The following is a 21742-nucleotide window of genomic DNA, read 5'->3' as shown; positions in this document are numbered from 1 at the left end:
CGGCGTGCCGGAAGGCTGAACCTCAGCCCCTGGCCAGCACCTCGGACAACGGCGCCGGCACCAACCCCCGCGCGCGCAACCCGGCCAGGATGTGCGGCAACGCCTCATCGGTCATCGCCGCGTTCGCCTCGGTCACATGCATGATCACCACAGACCCCGGGCGTACGTGGTCCAACACCGCGCGCACCAGGGGCTTCCACGCCTTCGCGAACGGATCGCCGCTCACCACGTCCCCGTCGACGACGGTCACACCCAGCGGTGCCAGAGCGTCCAGCGCCGCCGCGTCGTGGCAGAGCCCCGGAAAGCGGAAGTACCGGGTCTGCCGGCCGCCGTACGGCGCGATCACCTCGAACGTCTTCGCCACATCGCCGGCCAACTCGTCGACAGGCAACCGCGGCAGGTCGTAACAGTCGGCGGTGAACGCCGCGTGCCCGTACGTGTGGTTGGCCAACTCGAAGCGCGGATTGCCGGCGATCCGCCGGGTCACGTCCGGGTACCGCTGCACCCACTTGCCGGTCAGGAAGAACGTCGCCGGCACCCGCTCCCGCTCCAGCAGGTCCAGGATGCGCAGGTTCGCGTACGACGTCACCCGGCCGGCGCGCAGGTTGGCAAGCATCCCGTCGGTCATGTCCGCGTCGAACGTCAACGCGACCTTGTCACCCGTACGCGGCCCGTGATCCACCACCGGCGCCCTGGTCCCCACCCGCGACGCCCCGGGAACAGCCGGAACCACAGGCGTCGGGACAATCGGCGGCGCACCGGGACCCGTCGACGTCGGAGCGCCCTGCGGCCTGCCGGAAGCCGTCGGCGTCGCCGGCAAGGCGGTGGCGTTGGCCGATGGTGTGGCCGACGAGCCGACGAAGATCGGCTGGTCCGGCGGTGTCGCCCGGGACGCCGTACACCCGACACCGCCGAGGACGGCCGTCGCGACCAGTACGCCACACCACAACGGACGAAGCCGGGGTCGGATCACGCCGCGAATCATCGCAGACGCGAAGGACGCTCACTGCCCCGCGATTGCGGCGGCCGTCGGGGGCGCACATGCAAGATCGGAGCAGGAACCGGTCAGGCGGAACCACCGCGCGGGGCGTACATGATGACCGCGACCCCGAGCAGGCACAGCGCGGCACCGGAAAGGTCCCAGCGGTCCGGGCGGAAACCGTCCACCACCATCGCCCAGCCCAACGAGCCCGCCACGAACACCCCGCCGTACGCGGCCAGGATCCGGCCGAAGTTCGCGTCCGGCTGGAACGTGGCCACGAAGCCGTAACAGCCCAACGCGACCACTCCGGCGGCAATCCACCACAGGCCACGCTGCTCCCGCCACCCCTGCCAGACCAGCCACGCGCCACCGATCTCGGCCAGAGCGGCAAGCACGAACAACACCAGGGAACGAAGCACTGTCACGCCGCGACCCTAACCGCCGCGCACGACGGGTCCCCGGGTGAATGCTCACCCGGGGACCCGCGGACCGCTCAGGTCACTTTGTGAAGGAGTCCTTCACGTTGCGGCCCGCGTCCTTCATGTTCTGACCGGCCTGCTTGGCGCGCGCGTCACCCTGCTCGCTGGCGCCCTCGCCACGCATCCGCTCGTTGTCGGTCACGTCACCGACCCGCTCCTTCGCGGCGCCGGCCATCTGCTCGACCTTGTTCTTTGCCTTCTCGGTGAAGCTCATCGCGCCTCCTCGGTCTGGCGGTTGGCACCGCTCGCTTGCCCCTTGTCCCGGTGCTGAAACCGGTGGTGCCGGGCGGCCCACACCCGCTAAGGCATCCTAGGAAGATAGGTTGAGGGAGGGCCGCACGAACGCCCCCGCCACGATGATTAACTGACCGCATGGGAGAGCTCCTGCTGATCCGGCACGGCGAGACCACCTGGAGCGCCAGCCTGCGGCACACCTCGTACACCGACCTGGAGCTGACCCCCGACGGTGAGCGACAGGCCCGCACCCTCGCCGCGTTCCTGGCCGGCCGGCGCTTCGCCACCGTGCTGGCCAGCCCCCGCTCCCGGGCGCTGCGCACCGCGCAGCTCGCCGGCCTCACCGTCGACGCGGTCGACGAGGACCTCAGCGAGTGGAACTACGGCGAGTACGAGGGCCGCACCACAGTCGACATCCACGACGACGATCCGCACTGGAACATCTGGACCGACGGCTGCCCCGGCGGGGAGTCACCCGCGCAGGTGGGCGACCGGCTCGACCGCGTGCTGGCCCGCGTCACACCGCTGCTCGACCGGGGCAGCGTGGCGCTTGTCGGCCACGCGCACAGCCTGCGGGTGCTCGGCGCCCGCTGGATCGGGCTGCCCCCGTCCGCCGGTGGACGGCTGCGCCTGGACACCGCCACGGTCAGCGCGCTCGGTCACGAGCACGGCCGACAGGTCATCCTGCGGTGGAACCAGCCGGCTCCTCCGGCACCCGGGACCGCGACCGACTCGGCGCCCCGGCACTGATCTTCGGCGGACGGTTCTCGTACGGCGTGGACAGCACCACAGTCGTCCGGGTCGTCACGTTCGCCGAGGTGCGGATCTCCTGCAACACCCGCTCCAGGTCCGCCGGACTGGCCACCCGCACCAGCAGCAGGTAGAAGTCCTCCCCCGCCACCGAGTAGCACGAGTCGATCTCCGGCAGGTGGGCCAGCCGCTCCGGCGCGTCGTCCGGCTGCGACGGATCGAACGGCCGGATCGCCACGAACGCGGTCAACGGCAGGTCCAGCGCCTCGAACGACACCCGGGCGGCGTACCCCTTGAGCACGCCGCGTTGCTCCAGCCGGCGCACCCGTTGGTGCACGGCGGACACCGACAGCCCCACCCTCTCGGCCAGGTCGGTGTACGACAGACGGCCGTCAGCGGTCAGCGCGGCGACGATGGCGCGGTCGATCTCCTCCACGGCGTGCAACCTACCGGGAAATCGGCGCGACGGCGACGACGAACGCCGCGCTGACCCGCCGTCTCAGCTTCCGGCGAGCGCCCGGGAGATCACCAACCGCTGGATCTGGTTGGTGCCCTCCACGATCTGCAGCACCTTCGCCTCCCGCATGTACCGCTCGACCGGGTGGTCGCTGACGTAGCCCGCGCCCCCGAGCACCTGCACGGCGTCGGTGGTCACCCGCATCGCCACGTCGGAGGCGAAGAGCTTCGCCTTCGCCGCCTCGATCGAGTACGGCCGCCCCGCGTCGCGCAGTCGGGCCGCCGCGAGCGTCAACGCGCGGGCGGCGGAGATCTGGGTGGCCGCGTCGGCGAGGAGGAAGCCGAGACCCTGGAAGTCAATGATGGACCGGCCGAACTGCTGTCGCTCCCGGGCGTAGCCGACGGCGTAGTCGAGGGCGGCCTGGGCGAGCCCGACCGCGCACGCCGCGATGCCCAGTCGACCCGAGTCCAGCGCGGACATCGCGATGGTGAAGCCCGCCCCCTCGCCGCCGACCAGGCGGTCGGCCGGCACCCGCGCCTCCTCGAAGGCGATCTGCGCCACCGGCGAGGACCGCAGCCCCATGGTCCGCTCGGCGGCCTGCGGCACGATGCCGGCGGTGCCCGCGTCCGCGACCAGGCAGGAGATGCCCTTCGGGCCGGGCCCGCCGGTGCGACAGAAGACGTTGTAGAAGTCGGCCACCCGGGCGTGGGTGATCCACGCCTTGGTACCGGAGACGACGTACGCGTCGCCGTCGCGGACCGCGCGGGTGCTCAGCGCCGCGGCGTCGGAACCGCCCTGCGGCTCGGAGAGGCAGTACGCGCCGAGCAGTTCCCCGCCCAGCATGTCCGGCAGGAGCTTGCGCTGCTCGGCGGTGCCGAACGCGGCGACCGGGTAGCAGCTCAGGGTGTGCACGCTCACCGCCTCGGCGACGGCGAGCCAGCGGCTGGCCAGGATCTCCAGCACCTGCAGGTACACCTCGTACGGCTGCGCCGCGCCGCCGTGTTCCTCGGCGTACGGCAGGCCGAGCAGGCCGGCGCGGCCGATGGTGCGCAGCACCTCGCGGGGGAACTCGGCGCGCTCCTCGAAGCCGGCGGCCTTCGGCGCCAGCTCGCGGTCGGCCAGCTCGGTGGCGAGCTCCAGCAGGTCGTGGGCCTCGTCGGTGGGGAGGATCCGGTCGACAGTCATAGCGCGATGAGCTCCGTGGGGGTGGTGTTGAGCCGCTGCACGCCGTCCGTCGTGCAGACGACGATGTCCTCGATGCGGGCGCCGTGCCGGCCCGCCAGGTAGATGCCCGGTTCGATGGAGAACGCCATGCCGGCCTCCAGCGGCCGGTCGTTGCCGGCCACCAGGTAGGGCTCCTCGTGACCGTCCAGGCCGATGCCGTGCCCGGTGCGGTGCAGGAACGCGTCGCCGTAGCCGGCTGCGGCGATCGGCTCCCGGGCCGCCGCGTCGGCCGCCGCGCCGGTGATCCCGGGGCGCACCGCCGCCACCGCCGCGCCCTGGGCGGCGTGCAGCACCGCGTAGTAGTCGACGAAGTCGGCAGGCGCCGGCCCGCCCGCCACATAGGTGCGGGTGCAGTCCGAGCGGTAGCCCGACGGCATCGTGCCGCCGATGTCGACCACCACAGGCTCGCCGGCGCCGATCGGCCGATCCGAGGTGCCGTGGTGCGGGCTGGCCCCGTTCGGGCCGGCAGCCACGATGACGAAGTCGACGCTGACGTGCCCGGCGTCGCGGATCGCCGCCGCGATGTCGGCCGCCACCTCGGCCTCGGTGCGGCCGGGGCGCAGCCACTCACCCATCCGCAGGTGCACCTCGTCGATGGCCGCGCCGGCTTCGGCGAGCGCCTCCACCTCCGCCGGGGACTTGCGGATCCGCAGCTCGCGCAGCACCTCGCCGGCGAGCCGCTGCGCGGCGCCGGGCAGCGCCGCGCGCAGGGCGAGGACCTGCTCGGCCCACATCCGGTCGGCGAGCCCGACCGCCGCCGGCGGGCCGTCGAGGGCGGCGACGACCAGGGGGTACGGATCGACGCCGTCGGGGTGGTCGACGATGCGCACGCCTGTGGTCGGCGCCGCCTCCGCGGCCGGACGTTCCAGTCTGGGCACGATGAGCGTGGGGGTGCCCTCGGCGGGCAGCACCAGGCAGGTCAGCCGCTCCCCCACGTGGGCGTCGTACCCGGTCAGGTAGCGCAGGTCGGAGCCGGGCGTGAGTAGCAGCGCGTCCAGGCCGGCGGCGGCGGTGGCGCGTTGCGCGGCGATCAGCCGGTCCGGCGGGTACAGCTCATCGGTTCCCACGCCGTCAGCTTAACGGTCGTTTGGGGATCCCCAGAAGCCCACATCCACTCGGGGAAGGAAATACACCGGCGTTGATTGACGCCGACAGTTAACACTCTTTAAGATTTGGCTGCCTCGAGGCCCACCCCGTTCCTGCGTCCCGCAATTCCCGCCCGCGACAACCCTGCGTGGGCGGGCGTCGTCCCCCGCCCACGGGAAGGCCCCCGATGTCCTCACCACTGCGCCGCGCCCTCGCCGCCGGCCTGCTCACCCTGGCCACCGCCGCCGCAACCGTCACCCTCGTCCCCACCGCCGCGCAGGCCGTGGTGCTGCCGAACAACTTCAAGAGCGTCGGCTACATGCCCTCGTGGGCTGGCAACGTCAACACCATCCAGTACAACAAGCTCACCCACATCAACTACGCCTTCGTGCTGCCCAACAACGACGGCAGCCTGCGCGCGGTGGAGAACCCGAGCAAACTCTCCTCGCTGGTCTCCCAGGCCCACGCCAACAACGTGAAGGTCTCGATCGCCGTCGGCGGCTGGAACGACGGCAACGACTCGGCCTTCGAGGCCCTCGCCGGCAACTCCGGCAGCCGGAGCGCCTTCGTCAACAACCTGGTCAACTTCGTCAACCAGTACAACCTCGACGGCGTCGACATCGACTGGGAGTACCCCGACCCGGGCGCCTCGGCGAACAACTACAGCCAGCTCATGACACAGCTCGGCAGCGCCATGCACAGCCGCGGCAAGCTGCTCACCGCTGCCGTCGTCTCCGAGGGCTACTACCTCGACGGCGTGCCGACGGCCGTGTTCGGCCAGGTCGACTGGCTCAACATCATGGCGTACGACGGCGGTAGCCCGCACTCCAACTACGACTGGTCGATCAACAGCATCAACCTGTGGAAGTCCCGCGGCCTGCCGGCCAGCAAGGCAGTCCTCGGCATCCCGTTCTACAGCCGCCCCGGCTACTACACGTACTCGGCGCTCGTCGCCCTGGACCCGGCCAACGCCAACCGGGACTGCACCACCGCCGGCGGCGCGCAGCAGTGCTACAACGGCGTTCCGACCGTCAAGCGCAAGACACAGTGGGCGCTGGCCAACGCCGGCGGCGTCATGAACTGGGAGCTGTCGCAGGACACCACCGGCTCCACCTCGCTGGTCAGCGCCATGTACGACACCATCATGGGCGGCACCACCCCGCCGCCGTCAGGTCGTACCGGCCGGATCACCGGCCTCGGCGGCAAGTGCGTCGACGTGGCCTCGGCGAGCACCGCCAACGGCACCGCCATCCAGCTCTGGACCTGCAACGGCACCAACGCGCAGACCTGGACCGTGGCCAGCGACGGCACGCTGCGCTCCCTCGGCAAGTGCGCCGACATCGCCAGCGGCTCCACCGCCAACGGCGCCAAGGTGCAGCTGTACGACTGCAACGGCAGCGGCGCCCAGGTCTGGCAGGCGCAGTCCAACGGCACGCTGCGCAACCCGCAGTCCAACAAGTGCCTGGACGTCACCGACAACAGCTCCGCCGACGGCGCCCGACTCCAGATCTGGGACTGCTTCGCCGGCGCCAACCAGCGCTGGACCCTCCCCGCCTGAACCTGACCCGGACGCCGCGATCCCCGGTCGACGCCGCCGCGTCAGCCGGGGATCGTCGCGTGGTTGCGGGCCAGAGCCAGCATCTCGTCGACCGAAGCGGCCGGATCGGTGACCGGGAACTGCACCGCCCGCACCACCGACGTCGGGTCGACGAGCATCGTCAGTCGCTTGAACCGGGTCACCCCACCGGCGGAGAAGACCGGCAGCAGCAGCCCCGCGGCGAGCCGACCGTCCTGATCGGACAGCAACGGGAACGGCAGCCCGGCGTACGCGGCGAACTCGGCGAGCTCATCCGGCCGCTGGGTGCTGATCCCGCGCACCCGTACCCCGGCCGCGGCGAAGGCCGGGTGCCGGTCGGCGTACGTCGTCGATTCGAGGGTGCAGCCCCGGGCGCCGGGGATCTGGGCCCATCCCGGCGGGTAGCCGTGCGTTCCCGGCGCGTACGCGCCCGGGAACAGGTACAGGACGCTCCAGACGTCCGGCGCGCTCAACGCGACCGGCCGGCCGTCGGCGCCGGGCAGGGTGACCTCCGGCAGCCGTCGACCCACCAGCGCGTGTACCCGTCGCGCCTCGGCCGAGGCGTCGTCGGCGGTCGCGGTCAACTCTCCGTCACCCATCAGGTGCCTCGTTCCCCAGTCCTGTAGGGCGATGAGCACCGGCAACAGGCCCTCGCCCTTCGCGGTGAGCAGATAGTCGTGCCGGGGCGGGTGCGCCGAGTACGGGCGGCGTTCCAGCACGCCGTGCTCGACCAGGGCGGCGAGGCGTTCGGTAAGCGCTCGCCGGCTGACACCCAGTTCGCGCTGGAGCGCCTCGAAGCGGGTCGTGCCGCCGGCGATGTCGCGCACGATGAGGAACGTCCACCAGTCCCCCAGCACGCCGAGCGCCTGCGCGATGCCGCAGTCCGCGTCCGCGAGCTCCTCTCGTCGCACCCACTTCCTCCCTTCGACCCGGCACGACTATAGTCCGTTCCAAAATGGAACGCACTACGAACGGCACAGATCGCCGACGGCAATGCACTGACACCGGGAACACATCGGCGCGACGGACGGGGGCCGACGACATGCACGTCGACGAACGGGCCGGAGTGTTCTGGCGTTGGTGGACCGCCGGCACGACGAGTCTGGTCGGGTCGGCGGTCGGCGCGGTGGCCCTGCCGCTGACCGCGCTCACCGTCCTGGACGCCTCCGCCTGGCAGATGGGTCTGATCGCCGCGGCCAGCTACGTCGCCTGGATCGTGATCGGCCTGCCCGCCGGTGTGATCGTGCAGCGCCTCCCGCTGCGCGGCACCCAGGTGGGCGCGGACCTGGCCCGCGCCCTCGCCGTCGCGTCGATCCCGCTGGCCTGGTGGTGGGGGCAGCTCACCGTGACCCACCTGGTGGTGACCGCGCTCGTCGTCAGCTTCGCCAACGTGCTGTTCGACGTGGCCAACTCGACCTTCCTGCCCAGCATCGTCGAGCGCGAGCAGCTGCAGTCGCGCAACAGCCTCACCTCGGCCACCCACGCCGCGACCCTGCTCAGCGGCCCGTCGCTCGGTGGGCTCGCCGTGCAGACGCTCGGCGCGGTGCCCACCCTGCTCGTCGACTCGGCCAGCTACCTCGTCTCGGCGGCTCTACTGCGTACTCTGCCCGCGCGCCGCGTCGACGCGCCCGCGCAGTGGCCGCCGGTCGGTGAGCTGATCCGCGAGGGCTGGCGCTACGTCGCGTACCACCCGGTCATGGGCCCGTGCATGTGGGCCGCCACGGCCATGAACTTCGTCTGCGGCGCGCAGTTCGCACTGCACCCGCTCTACCTGGTCCGCGACCTGCACGCGCCGGCCGGCCTGGTCGGCGTCCTGCTTGCCGTCGAGGGTGTCGGCGCGCTCGTCGGCGCGGCCCTCACCACCCGCATCACCACGCGGCTCGGCAGCGCCCGCGCTCTGGTCGCCGCCGGGTTCACGACGGTCGCCGGAGCGTTCCTGATCCCCGGGGGCACCGGTTGGCCGGCTTACGTCGCCTTCGCCGCCGGCAGCATCGTCTTCTCCCTCGGCACGGTCGTGCTCAGCGTGACCACCCGGACGTACCGGCAGATCGCCAGCCCACCCGAACTCCTCTCCCGGGTTATGGCCACAGTGCGGTTCGTCTCCTGGGGCGCCATCCCGGTCGGCGGGCTGGTCGCCGGCGCGCTCGCCGGCCCGCTCGGCGCCCGCGCCACCCTGTTCGTCTTCGCGGCGACCCTCATCTGCGCGCCCCTGGTGCTGCTGCTCTCCCCCGTCCGGCACCTGCGCGACCTCAGCGACCACGACCGCGACGAGGGCCCGCGTCCGGCCGCCGTCATCGGTCGGTGACCGTACCCGACCACAGGCCGTCGGCCACCCGGCGAGCCCGGGTCGCGTCGGTGAGCACGTCGACGCTGTGCACGTACTGGTCGACCGCGCCCAGCAGCGGTCGGTCCCGCAGCGTCGGGTCGGTCACCGCGACGCGTAGCGCGGCGGCGACGCGCTCGGCACGCAGCACCAGGAACGGCCGGCCATGAAACGGCACGGCCCGGGCGCCTACCGGCGCGGCCAGACCGGTCTCGTCGGTCCACCGGGCCATGGCCTCCAGGGCCTCGACCAGACCGGCCTGGCGCCGCGGCCAGCCGCCCGGGCCGGTCGCCTCGGCCAGCGCCGCGACCGTCGGGGCCGCCCCGGGCAGCCGGCCGAAGGCCGTGCCGAGCCACTTGTCGTACGGCGGCCAGCGGCGACGCAGCAGCAGACCGAGCCGGAGCACGTCCCTGGCAAGGCCCCCGGTGACGACTCGGCTGCCCACCTCGTCGCCGACCTCGGCGCACCGGCCGGGCAGATGCTCAGCCTGCGCGACCCGCGTCCACACCGCGGCCAGGACGTACCGCCACACGTCCGGCGGATACCACCGCAGCGCCGCCCGTCGAGCGGTAAGCGCCCCGTCGAGGCCGTCGTGGAAGACCTCACCACCGGTCACCTCGGCCAGCCGCTGGGTCGGGCTCGCGAGCCAATCCGCGACCTCGACGCCGTGGGCCGGGTCGAACCCGAGCCGGCGACGCCACCACGCGGCCAATTCGTCGACCGTGACACCGTGCCGCGTTCCGGCCGCGTCGGCGACGCCCAGTCGACCGTCGTCGCCGACGAAACGAGTGGGCCAGCCGAGGAACTCCGTCGGCAGGTCGGCGTCGAGCACGGCGCCCAGTTGTGGGATCGCCGCGACGTCAGCCGGGCCGACGAAAAGCTGCACACGCGGTCCCCAGTCGTGGTCGGTGGACCGCGTCGTGTCCAGGCCGAGCACCTCGGAACCACCGTCGAGCAGCCCTGCCGCGTACCGCAGGCCCGGGAGACGACCGCGCAGGATCGGCGCGACCACCTCGTCGTGGTACCGGCGGGCCAGCACCAGGCCGGGAAGAAACACCACACCGGCAGTCTGCGCCGTCGTAGGGCCTGCCCGCACTGTGGTTTTCCGGGTAGGACCGGGGCGGGGGCCATAGCCTGGAAGGACGCCCGTACGGGGTCGCAACCGGGAGGGCCGACGTGACAGCGAACGACGCGAACCGGGCGGCGACCCGCCGCCGCCGGCAACTGTGGGCCGGGGTCCTCGCGCTCGTCGGCCTGGTCCTGCTGGTCATCGGGCTCACCGCCGCCGACGGTGTCGCCGCCTGGGTCGAGGTGCTGGTGGCAATCCTGCTGCTGGTGACCAGCTACGTCGTGCAGCACCTCGCCCGACGGGACACCGTCTACCGCCACGACGAGCGGCGCTGACGCCGCCGGGCGGCCGGGCGTACCGCTGATCGTCGGGGGGGCTGTGCCAGGCTGTCGGACGTGGCACACCGATCCCCGATCCTGCTGATCGACGCACCCAGCCTCTACTTCCGGGCCTACTTCGGCATCCCCGAGTCCGCCGCGCGCACCGAGGACGGCCAGCCCGTCAACGCGGTGCGTGGCTTCCTCGACATGCTCGCCACGCTCATCCGCGGTCGCGGCGCCGACCGGATGGTGTGCGCTCTGGACTACGACTGGCGGCCGGCATGGCGCGTCGACCTGCTGCCGTCGTACAAGGCGCACCGGGTGGCCCCGCAGGGGGGCGAGGTCGTGCCCGACACGCTCTCCCCGCAGGTGCCGATGATCCTGGAGGTCCTCGACGCCGTCGGCATCCCCGCCGTCGGCGCGACCGGTTACGAGGCCGACGACGTGCTCGGCACTCTCTCGGTGACCCAGCCCGGCCCGGTCGAGGTGGTCTCCGGCGACCGGGACCTGTTCCAGCTCATCGACGACACCCGGGACGTGCGGCTGCTCTACGTCGGGCGCGGCGTGGCCAAGCTCGACGACTGCGACGACGCGGCGGTGCGCGCCCGCTACGGCGTGCCGGCCGACAGGTACGCCGACTTCGCCGCCCTGCGCGGCGACCCCAGCGACGGACTGCCCGGGGTGCCGGGGGTGGGTGAGAAGACCGCCGCGCGGCTCATCGAGCGGTACGGCAGCATCGACGGCATCCTCGCCGCGCTTGACGACTCCGACTCGTCCTTCGCGCCGGGGCTGCGCACCAAGCTGGCCGGCGCTCGCGACTACCTGGCCGTCGCGCCGACCGTGGTCCGGGTCGCCCTGGACGTGGCGCTGCCGGAGCTGCCCACCGCCCTGCCGACCGCCCCCGCCGACCCGGAACGGCTGCTCGATCTGGCCGGCCAATGGAACCTGGCCGGATCCGCCCGCCGCCTCGTCGACGCCCTGTCCGCCCGCGCCGACGCCTGACCGCCACCGCCCGGCACGCACGCGTGTGCGGTCACGCGTGCGGGGCGGCACGCACGCGTGAGGCGCGGCTGGACCGTACCGTCGTCGCACTCTCTGTGCGCCAGCGCGGAACCGTCCCCCGAAAGCGCAACAAAGGGTTGCGCGAGGCGTTGGGGTGTCATAGCCTTACGCAACCAAACGTTGCGAAAGGGTGGTACCCATGGAGTACGGAGTCATCGAACGCGACATCGACGTGGACGCCTCACCCGAGGTGGTCTTCGAGGTGATCAGCCAGCCCGAGCACGTGCGGGAGTGGTGGCCCGACGACGCGCGGTTCGAACCGGTCGAGGGCGCGCCCGGCGAGTTGGTGTGGCGCGACGCGCAGACCGGCGAGACGACGACGGTCGACCTCGCCGTCGTGGACGTCGACCCGCCGAAGCGGTTCTCCTTCCGGTGGTGCTTCACCGGGCCCGACCGGGGCGGGCAGTCGCTGTTCGTCACGTTCGACCTGGTCCCGATCGGAGCGGGGACCCGCATCCGCATGACGGAGACCGGCTTCCGCGAGATGGGCTGGGAGATCGCCGTCCTGGAGAAGCAGTACCAGGACCACGTCAGCGGGTGGGACCACTACATCCCCGCCCTCGGCGTGTACGTCGCGAAGCTGGTCGCCGCGTCATGACCACGGCAGTCGACGACGCCCTGTGGTCGGCGATCGGCGATCCGATCCGGCGCAGCATGATCGACCTGCTGCTCGCCGGCGGACCCGGCACCGCCACGTCGCTGAGCGAGCGGCTGCCCGTCACCCGCCAGGCCGTCTCGAAGCACCTGGCCGTCCTGGACCGGGTCGGCCTGATCCACTCCGCTCCGGCCGGCCGTGAGCGTCACTACCGGGTCGACGAGGCGCAGCTCGCCCGCGCGGTCGCCCAACTGGCCGCCGTCGGCGACGCCTGGGACGCCCGACTCCGCCGGATCAGGCGGATCGCCGAGACGATCGAACGCCACCGCACCGACAACTGAGCCTCAAGGAGTCGCGGGAGGCACTGAGCCCGGCGCTACTTCACCTTGCGGGTGGACCGCACGACGATGTCCTCGTACTCCGGGTGCTTGGCCAGCCACTCGGCGAGGAACGGGCAGATCGGCACCACGGTGCGTCCCCTGGCCCGGGCGTCGTCCATGACGGCGCGGGCCAGGGTCGACCCGACGCCGCGACCCTCGTACGCCTGATCGACCTCGGTGTGGGTGTAGGCGATGATGGCGCCGGTCAGCTGGTAGGTGACGACCCCGGCGACCGCGCCCGTCTCGTCGCGCGCCTCGAACCGCTCCCGCGTCGGCGCCTCTGTCACGGTGAACTGCACCGGACCATCCAAGCACAGCGCCCGTGGCGACCACCTGCGGTCGTCGCCATGGTGCACGGGCGGGTCCGCTCCGCGCCGGGCGGAGTGGAGCGGCCCGGGGACGTCAGGGGCGTCGGCGGCCGTAGGCGGCGGCGGTGACGGCCACGCCGATCGCGGCGAACAGGACCTGCGGAAGCAGCTCGATCCGGTCGATGCCGGCGGTCTCGTCGACGCCGAGCCCACCGGCCACGAAACCAGAGCGGGGACGCGCGCTGGTCCCGGTCGGTGTCGACCGGGACCAGCGGGGTGTCGACCGTCAGGAGGCGGCGATGCCCTCCATGCCGATGCCGTCGGTGAACTTCGGCAGGCCCTCCACGGTGGTGACGAGCTTCAGGGAGCCGTCCTTGTCCACCTCGTAGCCCTGCACGTTGCCGGCGGCGGCGTTCTGTACGTACAGGAAGCCGTCGCTTGTGGTCATGTCGATCGCCCCGCCGCCGGTGTCGACGGCGACGGCCTTGACCAGCTCAAGCTTGCCGTGGTCGTTGACCCGGTAGGAGCTGATGGTGGAGCTGCCGGCGTTGCCGGCGTAGAAAAAGTCGCCGACGCGTTGGATCCAGCACGTCGCCTGCTGGCCGTTGGGCACCGACGGCCCGACCTGGTCGAGCGCGCCGTCGTCCTCAAGCTCGAACCGGCTGACCGCGTTCGCGTTGGACTCGGTGACCAGCAGCGTGTCGTCGGTGTCGAAGGTGAAGCCGAACGGACCGTCCCCCGCGTCGCTGATGACGGGGTTCCGGGCCAGTTCGCCGTGACGACCGATCTCATAGCTGAACATGACGTTGGCGGCCTTGGTCGACACCAACACGAACTCGCTGTCCGGGTCGATCTTGATCTGGGCCGGGGCAGTCCCGAACGCGGGCGGGTTGCCGTTGTGCAGCCCCAGCGACCGGTTGGCCTCCTCGATCCGCGACAGGCGCCCCTTGTGCAGCTCGAACCCCTGCACCGAGCCCTCGCCGCCGGCGTTGAGGACGTACACGAGGTCACCACGAGCCGCGACGCTGACCGGCAGCAGACCCCCGGACCAGATGACCTGAAGCTTGTGCAGCTTGGTGCCGTCAACCCCGAAGACCGTCACGGTGTTGCTGCCGGCGTTCACCGCGAACAGCAGCCCCTTGTGATAGATCAAGGATCCCTGCGAGGCCAGTGCATCGACCGGCGCACCGATGGTGAACCCGCCCAGCCCGCCGGTCTCGTACTCGCCCGCCTTGCTGAGGCGGCCGTCCTCGTCCCGGTCGTACACCTTGATGGTGTTGCCCTCGGCCTTGTTGGTCTGGACGAAGACCGCGCCCTCGCTGTCGTGGTGGTTTCCACCTCCCCCGCGCTCGTCGTGGTTGCCCGCCGGGCCGCCGCCGTCGGCGAAGGCAGCTCCGGGGAGCGATCCGGCACTGGTCAGACCCACCAGGAGGGCCGCCGCTAGCGCTACGCTGCGCTTCATTACTGACTCCTTAGCCGCTTTGGGGAGAAAATACGAGGTTTCCTCTCATTGGCAAGCTATCGGAGGATGACGCCACTTAGACGCGGTTTACCCGTAAGTGGCATCTCCGGGCGTAACGGAGGATTCGTGGTAGTGCGGCACCCGCCGGCCCTGGACGCACCCGTCGGCCCTCGCGACCCCGGTGACCAGGCGTTGTCGGTGCGGTAACGGGAATCGCAGGGGTCGCCAGCAGCTCTGGGAGGAGATGCCATGACGAACCCGTCGCCCCACGTGTCGGACCCTGCCCGTTCGTCGGCTCCGCCGTCCTCGGCGACGGGCGGCGGCGTCGCCGTCGTGGAGCTGTTCACCTCGCAGGGCTGCAACAGCTGCCCTCCGGCCGAGGAGCTGCTGACCGAGATCGACCATGACGCCCGGACGCGAGGCGATCCGGTCTTCGCCCTCGGCTTCCACGTCGACTACTGGGACGACCTGGGCTGGCCCGACCAGTTCGCGGACGCGGCGTACACCGCGCGGCAGGAGGCGTACGCGCGCGGCTTCGGCACCGGAGGGCTCTACACCCCGCAGATGATCGTCAACGGCACCGTGGAGTTCGTCGGCTCCGACCGTCGCCGGGCGGCGAGCGCCATCGCGTCCGCCCTGACGTCGGCTACCACCGCACCCCTCACGCTGTCCGTGCCGGACGTCGTGGACGGCGGACAGATGGCGCTGGACTATCGCGTGCAGCGGCTGCCGCAGCGCGCCGTGGTGAATGTGGCGGTGGTGCAGCGCGGCCTGGACAGCGAGATCGCCCGCGGCGAGAACGCCGGCCGGACGCTGCGGCAGGACAACGTGGTGCGCGCCTTCGCGTCGGTGCCCCTGGACGCCGAGCAGGGCCGGGTGGAACTGGCCACGCCGCCGGATCTCGACAGTCGCCGCGCCACGGTGATCGGCTACGTCCAGCGCGAGGGCGACCGGGCGATCGTCGGCGCGACGGCCGTCGACCTGGCCGCTGCGGCCGGCTGACGTCACCGGTGGCCGGCCCGCCCGACGGCTGTCGGTCCCGGTGCGTAACCTCGGCACATGCTGATGGCACGCGCGGTGCGGAGTCTCGGTGGCTGACGCCGACGACGTACGCCGCCTGGCCCTGGCCCTGCCCCACACGGTCGAGATCGACAGCGACGGCTTCGACTTCCGGGTGGCCGACAAGGGTTTCGTCTGGTCCTATCCCGAGCGCCGGCCGGGCAGGCCACGGGTGCTCCGGCGCGACATCGCGGTGCTGTTCGTCGGGGACGAGGCCGAGAAGCAGGCCCTCCTGCTCGGCGAGCCCGAGGTCTTCTTCACGACCTCCGGGTACGACGGACTGCCGCTGGTGATGCTGCGCCTGGCGGCCGTCGACGTCGACCGCCTGAACGAACTCGTGACCGACGCGTGGCGGATGCGTGCGCCGGACGCGCTGCACACCGACCTGGACGGGGCTCGCGCGGCGGGAAGCTAGCCGACACGGTGGGCGATCAGTTTGCGACATCAGCACGCAACCGGACCGACACATTGACGGGCATCTCGACGATCGATTACCGTGCCGACTGAGAGAGCGCTCTCCCGATCGACGTTTTCCACAATTCAGACGCTACGCGCCCGGGTCGACACGGTCCGTACCGGGACGCGCGATGGAGGCACCATGAAACCTCCCGTCCCCCACCGCCGCTGGGCTGTGGCAGGCGCCACCGCCCTGGCCCTGGTCGTCGGTGGCCTCACGATCCCCGTCACCCGCGCCGCCGAGGCCGCGCCCGTGGGCGCCGGCAGCTACACCACCACACCCGTCGGCGCGCTCCCCACCGGCTGCGGCGCGATGTCGGGCAACCCCCGGCAGTACGCCACCGCCAACGCGCCCGTCGGCGCCGTGCCCACAAACGACTGGTGGTCCTCGCTGCTGTGGAAGCGCACCGACTGCGCCTTCAGCGAGCCCCTGCACGCCCACCCGACCTCGTACGACACGTTCACCGACGGTCTCGGTTTCTCGGCCAACTCCACACCCGCCATCAGCGGCACGGCCACCGGCGTCGGCGAGTACCACTACCCGTACGTGCAGGACATCCGCGTCGGCGTGGCCGGGCTCGCCGCGCCCCAGGTCACTGTGGACGGCTGGACCGACTGGACTGTCAGCCCGTACTGGAGCGACGGGACCCGCACCCTGCGCGCCACCATCGGCCACGGCCTGCCGTTCGCGTACTTCCAGGCCAGCGGCGGCGACGCGGTGATCAACACGTCCGGCACAGCCGACGTCTGGTCCACCGGCGGCGCCACCATCGGCTTCCGGGTCAACGGCCACGACTACGTGGCGTACGCGCCCGGCGGCGCGACCTGGGCCGTCAGCGGCGGCCGCATCTCCTCCGCCCTCGCCGGTCGCGGCTACTTCTCCGTCGCCCTGCTGCCTCCCACGGCGAACGCCACCGAGCGCGCCGACCTGGCCACCACCTACGGCCGGTACGCGCACGCCCACGTCACCGGCACCCGGGTCTCCTACGCCTTCGACCCGACGACGAACGGCCTGAGCACGACGTACGCGTTCACCACCACCGCCCGGGAGGGGACCGCCACGCAGACAGTGGTGAGCCTCTACCCGCACCAGTGGAAGTCGCTGGCCGGCTCGACCCCGATCACGCCCACCTACCCGTCGGCGCGCGGCCGGATGAAGGTCCTCACCGGCGTCAACCAGTTCCGGACCGCCATGGCGTTCCAGGGGGTCCTGCCCGAACTGCCCGCCGTCGGCGACGGCAGCGGCGCGGACCTGGCCACGCTCACCGGCCAGCTGGCCGCCGCCCGGAGCAACCCGACGGACCAGCGGGGCAACGACACGTACTGGACCGGCAAGGGGCTCGGCCGGGCCGCCCGGCTGGCCGAGGTCGCCGACCTGGTCAACGACACGGCCACCCGCGACAGCGCGCTGAACGCGATCCGCAGCACCCTCACCGACTGGTTCACCGCGTCCAGCGGCAAGACCCAGAGGCTCTTCTACTACGACGCCAACTGGGGCACCCTGATCGGCTACCCGGCGTCGTACGGCTCCGACCAGGAACTCAACGACCACCACTTCCACTACGGCTACTTCATCGCCGCCGCCGCGACGCTCGCCAAGTTCGACAGGTCGTGGGCCGCGACCAGCCGCTACGGAGGCATGGTGGACCTGCTGATCCGCGACGCCAACAACTACCGCCGCGACGACACCCGCTTTCCGTACCTGCGGGACTTCGACATCTACGCCGGCCACGACTGGGCCTCCGGGCACGGCTCGTTCGGCTCCGGCAACAACCAGGAGTCGTCCTCCGAGGGGATGAACTTCGCCAACGCCCTCATCCAGTGGGGGCAGGTCACCGGCGACACCGCAGTGCGCGACGCCGGCATCTTCCTCTACACGACGCAGGCCGCCGCCATTCAGGAGTACTGGTTCGACGCCAGCGACCAGAACTTCCCCGCCGCCTTCGGGCACTCGACTGTCGGCATGGTCTGGGGCGACGGTGGGGCGTACGCCACCTGGTTCAGCGGCGAGCCGGAGATGATCCAGGGCATCAACCTGCTACCGGTCACCGGCGGGCACCTCTACCTGGGCAACAACCCGGCGTACGTGCGCACCAACTACGCCGAGCTGGTCCGCAACAACGGCGGGCCGCCGACGGTGTGGCAGGACATCCTCTGGCAGTTCCAGGCCCTCGGCGACGGCGACGCGGCCCTGGCGAACCTGCGCGCCAACCCCGGCTACACGCCCGAGGAGGGGGAGAGCCGCGCGCACACCTTCCACTGGATCCGCAACCTGGCGGCGCTGGGCACCGTCGACACGACTGTCACCGCCAACCACCCGCTGAGCGCGGTCTTCTCCCGCAACGGGGCACGCACCTACGTGGCGTCGAACCCGACGGCGAACCCGATCACCGTCACGTTCTCCACCGGCACCCGGCTCACCGTGGCTGCCGGCCGGACGGCCACCACCGGGGCGTACACCTGGAGCGGTGGCAACGCCTCCGGCGGCGTGCCGCCGAGCACGACCCCGCCGACCACAGCCCCACCCACCACCGCCCCGCCGACCACCGCGCCTCCCACCACCGCGCCACCGACCACGCCGCCACCGAGCTCGGGCTCACCCACGCGCTATCTGCTGCCCGGTGGCGGGCTGGGCGCCGCCGGCAGCGCGGCCACGACCACCGTCGCGGCCGCCAACGGAAACCACGACGGTACGCCGACCAACGCGCAGGTCTTCACGGCGACAGGCCTCAACCTCGCCTACTCCGGGGCGCAGACCACGTTCGACCTGTTCCTCGACGCCGGCGCGGCCGTGGGCAACGGCGTGCAGGTACGCGTGTCCTACGACCTGACCGGCAACGGCAGCTGGGACCGGACGGAGACGTGGCGCTACTTCGCCACCGACCCGGTGGCCGGCTACGAGCACTACACCCAGGCCGTCGGCCTGGCCTCGGCGACCGGTTCGTTGGGCACGCTGAGCAACGGCACGGTGCGGGTGGAGGTCTGGTCGGCCATCGGCAACAACCCCACCACAGTGGGCGTCGGCAACCAGTCCGTGCTGCGCCTTCCGTACTCCTGATCCGTACCCTCTCGCTCGCCGCCGGCCGCGCCTTGGCCGGCGGCGAGCACTCGCCGCGGACTGGTGCCCGGGTGCGAGGCTGGCGGCATGTCGTCCGTACGCGAACCGCAGCCCTCCCCACCGCGGGCCGGGACGGAGCGGTGGCGGCCGCGGCTGGTCGGGTGGCTGGGCCCGGCGGGCTCGGCCGTGGCCCTGAACCAGCTGGCCACCGTCCTCCCGCCGGTCGCCGTCGGCGCGGTGCTCCTGGTGGTGGCCGTGGTGTACGGCCACCACCGACTCGACGAGCGCGCCCCGCTGGCCGAGGCGCTGCCCCGGATCATGCTCGCCGTCGCGGTCGCCGGTGTCGCGCTGGCCGTGACGACGCCGGCGTCGTGGGCCGGGCCGCTCACCCTGGTGGCGGTCGTGGCGATCGCCTGCGCCGCGCTCGTCGCCCGGGACCGGGCAACCGCTCTGACCTCGCTGGCGGGCATCAGCGTCTGCACCGCCGGTCTGTTCGTCGTCACCGACGCCGTGCGCGTCGAGCGGGCCGGCGGCCGGCTCGTCGGGGTGACCCTGGGGACCTTCGCCGTGCTGGTGGGCCTCCTCGTCCTCCTTCACCGCCGGGATCTCTTCGGTACGGACAGCGCCGGCCTCGATCTGCTGCGGCAGGCCCGCGTGTTCTGGTCCCGGGCCGGCGCGCTGGGCGTGCCCAGCGTTCCGGCCGGCGTCAGCCTGGCCCGCGAGGGGTCCGTGGTGACCGCCGTCGTGGTCGCGGTGGCCGGCCTGTGCTGGCTGGGCGTGACGCTCGTCTTCGTGTTCGCCGAGCGGCGGGACGCCCTCGCCGGGGCGCTGCTGGCGCTCAGCGGGGCGGCGGTCACCGTGCTGGGCCTGCTGGCGTTCCCGGCGCGGGAGTACCCGGTCGGGATGGTCGCCGCCACGGCGGGCGTGGCGATGGTGGGCGGCGGACTGTCGTTGCTCGAATCGGCGGGCGCGCTGGGGCGCCTGCGTGGATGGCTTGCCCACCTGACCACGCCTGTGGGCCGCAGCGCCGACGGCTGAACGCCCTCGCCAGGGTCGCGCCTCCCGCTCCGGCGTCACAGTCGTCCCGCGGAATCGTTGTCGGGAATGAGGATTTGCAGGAACTGGTAATCCCACCAACCACCGTGGACGGAGGACACGCATCGGGCCTGCACCTGGCGACGGAACTGGCAAGCGCCGGGATGCAAGGTGCGTCCCGCCAAGGCCGGAACGGTTCTGCGGTCGACAATTGGCGCGACCGGTAAATAGATATCGACCTATCTTGACTTGCACATTGGACCGGCGCACCGTGAAGGGCGCACGGCGGTTGCGCACCATTGTCGGCCCCGCCTTCGGCGACGCCCCGAATGCGAGCGCCGTTGATTGCACGCGGCGTATCAGGAGGCGCTCGATGCAGTTGAATCCGTTCTCCGGGGTCTATCTCACCGATCCCGCCAGCGCCTGGCGACGCATTCTCGACGATCCCGATCGGGTGCCCTACGCCGAGGATCTGGGGCTGTGGTTGATCAGTCGGCACGCGGATGTCCGGCGCGCCCTCGCCGACACCGCGACGTTCGGTAACGCCCTCACCCTCGCCCCGATCTACGAGGTCTGCCCGGAGGCGATGAGCGTCATCACGCAGATCGACGCGCCACCCACGACGGCCGCCGCCGACCCGCCGACGCATCCGCGTACCCGCCGCGCCCTGCGGGCCACCTTCGCCAACACGCCGGACCGGGCCGAGGCCGAGTACGGCGCGATCGTCAGTCGCCGCGTCGACGAGTTGGTGTCCCGGCTCGTCGACCGAGCGGGCCGGCGGGTGGATCTCGTCAGCCACTTCACCACCGAGCTTCCGCTGCTGGTCATCCTGGACATCCTCGGGGTGCCCGACGCCGACGTCGACCAGATCCGGCGGTGGGCCGACGGCCAGGTCGCCCTGATCTGGGGGCAGCCGGACCCGGGCGAGCAGGTGCGCCTGGCTCGGGGTCTGCTGGAGTTCTGGCACTACTGCCAGGACCTGGTGCGGCAGCGGCTCGACAGTGGAGGCGACGGCGTCGACTTCATCAGCCGGGCGCTGGCCTACCGCGACGACGACGACGCGGTGCTGACCGTGCCGGAGGTGGCGAGCCTCGCCTTCAACCTCCTGGTCGCCGGGCACGAGACGACCGCCGGCCTGCTCGCCCACGCGCTCGACGAGGCCCTGTCCCGACCGCAGCGGTGGCGCGCGCTCGTCGCCGACCCGCGATCCGTGCCCGACTTCGTGACCGAGACCCTTCGGTTCGCGCCGGCCATCGACGGCTGGCTGCGGGTGACGCGCCGCGACGTCACAGTGGGCGGGGCCACCATTCCGGCGGGGGCGCGCTGCCTGCTGATGATCGGCGCGGCGAACCGGGACCCCGCGGTGTTCGCCCAACCGGACCGGTTCGACCCGCACCGCCTCGATGCCGCCGATCACCTGTCGTTCGGCCACGGGCCGCATTTCTGTATCGGGGCCGCATTGGCGCGACTGGAGGCCGGCGCAGCTCTCACCCGACTCGCCGAGGCCATTCCCGGCCTCCGTCTGACACCCGAGCACAGCCGTTCGTTCCACCCCAATGTTTCGTTTCGCGCACACCACACACTCGTCGCGACAATCGATATTCTCGCGCCCGCCGACGGCCCGACGGCAGCTCCGGCCGCCGCCACCGAGGCGCGGGCCGCCTGACGACGAGGACGCCGATGGCGCTGACCTGCGGGCCAATCGAGGCGGCCGGTTGGGCTCGACCCGACGCGCTCCCGCCACCTCGGGGCACGTCGGACGCCTGGCCTCGCACACTGTGCGCGGCGACTGGTTTCGGCGTACGTCTTCACACCCATCGTGTCCAG

The 21742-nt window shown here is 71.9% G+C and carries 23 protein-coding genes; 12 read left to right on the top strand and 11 right to left on the bottom strand.

Going from position 1 to position 21742, the window contains the following annotated elements; translation table 11 throughout:
• Positions 1–22: 22 nt before the first annotated feature.
• The 3 genes from ACLQ26_RS24090 to ACLQ26_RS24080 form a co-directional block, all read right to left on the bottom strand.
• Entirely contained in the window at positions 23–685 is a 663-nt protein-coding gene (locus tag ACLQ26_RS24090) for a polysaccharide deacetylase family protein (protein WP_425746589.1), read from the bottom strand.
• 380 nt (positions 686–1065) lie between these two features.
• Positions 1066–1407 carry a YnfA family protein gene (locus tag ACLQ26_RS24085; RefSeq protein WP_425746588.1) on the bottom strand — a complete coding sequence of 114 codons (342 nt, stop codon included), beginning with the start codon at positions 1405–1407 and terminating at the stop codon, positions 1066–1068.
• A gap of 73 nt (positions 1408–1480) precedes the next feature.
• Positions 1481–1675 (bottom strand): CsbD family protein, encoded by a 195-nt coding sequence (locus ACLQ26_RS24080; RefSeq protein ID WP_363686110.1) that lies wholly within the window; start codon positions 1673–1675, stop codon positions 1481–1483.
• Between the two features lie 158 nt (positions 1676–1833).
• On the opposite strand from ACLQ26_RS24080, the gene ACLQ26_RS24075 reads away from it, so the two are divergent.
• Positions 1834–2445: a histidine phosphatase family protein gene (locus tag ACLQ26_RS24075; protein ID WP_425746587.1), complete on the top strand. Its 612-nt coding sequence runs from the start codon at positions 1834–1836 to the stop codon at positions 2443–2445.
• Here ACLQ26_RS24075 and ACLQ26_RS24070 read toward each other — a convergent pair.
• From ACLQ26_RS24070 to ACLQ26_RS24060, 3 genes are all read right to left on the bottom strand, one after another.
• On the bottom strand, positions 2375–2881 hold the full coding sequence (locus ACLQ26_RS24070) for an Lrp/AsnC family transcriptional regulator (protein WP_425746586.1): 507 nt from the start codon (positions 2879–2881) through the stop codon (positions 2375–2377). The two genes, ACLQ26_RS24075 and ACLQ26_RS24070, sit on opposite strands and share 71 nt — an antisense overlap.
• 63 nt (positions 2882–2944) lie before the next feature.
• Positions 2945–4087 carry an acyl-CoA dehydrogenase family protein gene (locus tag ACLQ26_RS24065; protein WP_425746585.1) on the bottom strand — a complete coding sequence of 381 codons (1143 nt, stop codon included), beginning with the start codon at positions 4085–4087 and terminating at the stop codon, positions 2945–2947.
• Positions 4084–5193, bottom strand: a complete 1110-nt coding sequence (locus tag ACLQ26_RS24060) for a M24 family metallopeptidase (protein ID WP_425746584.1) — start codon at positions 5191–5193, stop codon at positions 4084–4086. Before ACLQ26_RS24060 ends, ACLQ26_RS24065 begins: the two co-directional genes overlap by 4 nt.
• Positions 5194–5399: 206 nt before the next feature.
• Here ACLQ26_RS24060 and ACLQ26_RS24055 point away from each other — a divergent pair, with 206 nt between their 5' ends.
• Positions 5400–6770: a glycosyl hydrolase family 18 protein gene (locus tag ACLQ26_RS24055; protein ID WP_425746583.1), complete on the top strand. Its 1371-nt coding sequence runs from the start codon at positions 5400–5402 to the stop codon at positions 6768–6770.
• A 41-nt stretch (positions 6771–6811) separates the two neighbouring features.
• Here the strand turns inward: ACLQ26_RS24055 and ACLQ26_RS24050 are convergent, their stop codons facing one another.
• Positions 6812–7699: a winged helix-turn-helix transcriptional regulator gene (locus tag ACLQ26_RS24050; RefSeq protein ID WP_425746582.1), complete on the bottom strand. Its 888-nt coding sequence runs from the start codon at positions 7697–7699 to the stop codon at positions 6812–6814.
• Positions 7700–7830: 131 nt separating this feature from the next.
• Here ACLQ26_RS24050 and ACLQ26_RS24045 point away from each other — a divergent pair, with 131 nt between their 5' ends.
• On the top strand, positions 7831–9093 hold the full coding sequence (locus ACLQ26_RS24045; RefSeq protein ID WP_425746581.1) for an MFS transporter: 1263 nt from the start codon (positions 7831–7833) through the stop codon (positions 9091–9093).
• Here ACLQ26_RS24045 and ACLQ26_RS24040 read toward each other — a convergent pair.
• On the bottom strand, positions 9080–10171 hold the full coding sequence (locus ACLQ26_RS24040; protein ID WP_425746580.1) for a DUF4037 domain-containing protein: 1092 nt from the start codon (positions 10169–10171) through the stop codon (positions 9080–9082). The two genes, ACLQ26_RS24045 and ACLQ26_RS24040, sit on opposite strands and share 14 nt — an antisense overlap.
• 116 nt (positions 10172–10287) lie before the next feature.
• Here ACLQ26_RS24040 and ACLQ26_RS24035 point away from each other — a divergent pair, with 116 nt between their 5' ends.
• The 4 genes from ACLQ26_RS24035 to ACLQ26_RS24020 all read left to right on the top strand — a co-directional run bounded on the left by ACLQ26_RS24035 (position 10288) and on the right by ACLQ26_RS24020 (position 12498).
• Positions 10288–10515 (top strand): hypothetical protein, encoded by a 228-nt coding sequence (locus ACLQ26_RS24035; protein ID WP_425746579.1) that lies wholly within the window; start codon positions 10288–10290, stop codon positions 10513–10515.
• A gap of 60 nt (positions 10516–10575) precedes the next feature.
• Positions 10576–11502 carry a 5'-3' exonuclease gene (locus tag ACLQ26_RS24030; RefSeq protein ID WP_425746578.1) on the top strand — a complete coding sequence of 309 codons (927 nt, stop codon included), beginning with the start codon at positions 10576–10578 and terminating at the stop codon, positions 11500–11502.
• 199 nt (positions 11503–11701) lie between these two features.
• Positions 11702–12160: an SRPBCC domain-containing protein gene (locus ACLQ26_RS24025; RefSeq protein ID WP_425746577.1), complete on the top strand. Its 459-nt coding sequence runs from the start codon at positions 11702–11704 to the stop codon at positions 12158–12160.
• Entirely contained in the window at positions 12157–12498 is a 342-nt protein-coding gene (locus tag ACLQ26_RS24020) for an ArsR/SmtB family transcription factor (RefSeq protein WP_425746576.1), read from the top strand. The genes ACLQ26_RS24025 and ACLQ26_RS24020 overlap by 4 nt, the downstream gene beginning before the upstream one ends.
• Positions 12499–12533: 35 nt before the next feature.
• On the opposite strand, the gene ACLQ26_RS24015 is transcribed toward ACLQ26_RS24020, so the two are convergent.
• From ACLQ26_RS24015 to ACLQ26_RS24005, 3 genes are all read right to left on the bottom strand, one after another.
• The gene (locus ACLQ26_RS24015; protein WP_425746575.1) at positions 12534–12836 is read right to left on the bottom strand and encodes a GNAT family N-acetyltransferase; all 303 of its coding nucleotides are present in this window, start codon (positions 12834–12836) and stop codon (positions 12534–12536) included.
• Between the two features lie 103 nt (positions 12837–12939).
• On the bottom strand, positions 12940–13065 hold the full coding sequence (locus ACLQ26_RS24010; protein WP_425746574.1) for a hypothetical protein: 126 nt from the start codon (positions 13063–13065) through the stop codon (positions 12940–12942).
• A 66-nt stretch (positions 13066–13131) separates the two neighbouring features.
• A complete protein-coding gene (locus ACLQ26_RS24005; protein ID WP_425746573.1) occupies positions 13132–14307 on the bottom strand; it encodes a lactonase family protein in 1176 nt (391 codons plus the stop codon).
• Positions 14308–14556: 249 nt separating this feature from the next.
• Between ACLQ26_RS24005 and ACLQ26_RS24000 the strand changes: the two genes are divergently transcribed.
• From ACLQ26_RS24000 to ACLQ26_RS23980, 5 genes are all read left to right on the top strand, one after another.
• Positions 14557–15309 carry a DUF1223 domain-containing protein gene (locus ACLQ26_RS24000; RefSeq protein ID WP_425746572.1) on the top strand — a complete coding sequence of 251 codons (753 nt, stop codon included), beginning with the start codon at positions 14557–14559 and terminating at the stop codon, positions 15307–15309.
• A gap of 88 nt (positions 15310–15397) precedes the next feature.
• Positions 15398–15781 (top strand): MmcQ/YjbR family DNA-binding protein, encoded by a 384-nt coding sequence (locus tag ACLQ26_RS23995; protein ID WP_425746571.1) that lies wholly within the window; start codon positions 15398–15400, stop codon positions 15779–15781.
• Between the two features lie 183 nt (positions 15782–15964).
• Positions 15965–18880 (top strand): glycosyl hydrolase, encoded by a 2916-nt coding sequence (locus ACLQ26_RS23990; RefSeq protein WP_425746570.1) that lies wholly within the window; start codon positions 15965–15967, stop codon positions 18878–18880.
• Between the two features lie 87 nt (positions 18881–18967).
• A complete protein-coding gene (locus ACLQ26_RS23985) occupies positions 18968–19918 on the top strand; it encodes a hypothetical protein (protein ID WP_425746569.1) in 951 nt (316 codons plus the stop codon).
• A 370-nt stretch (positions 19919–20288) separates the two neighbouring features.
• Positions 20289–21581 (top strand): cytochrome P450, encoded by a 1293-nt coding sequence (locus tag ACLQ26_RS23980; RefSeq protein ID WP_425746568.1) that lies wholly within the window; start codon positions 20289–20291, stop codon positions 21579–21581.
• Positions 21582–21742 lie beyond the last annotated feature (161 nt).

Origin of the sequence: Micromonospora sp. DT43 (assembly GCF_049841645.1) — a bacterium.
Taxonomy (GTDB): Bacteria; Actinomycetota; Actinomycetes; order Mycobacteriales; family Micromonosporaceae; genus Micromonospora.
Note: the sequence above shows the minus strand (reverse complement) of the source record. Positions and strands in the feature narration are given on the sequence as shown.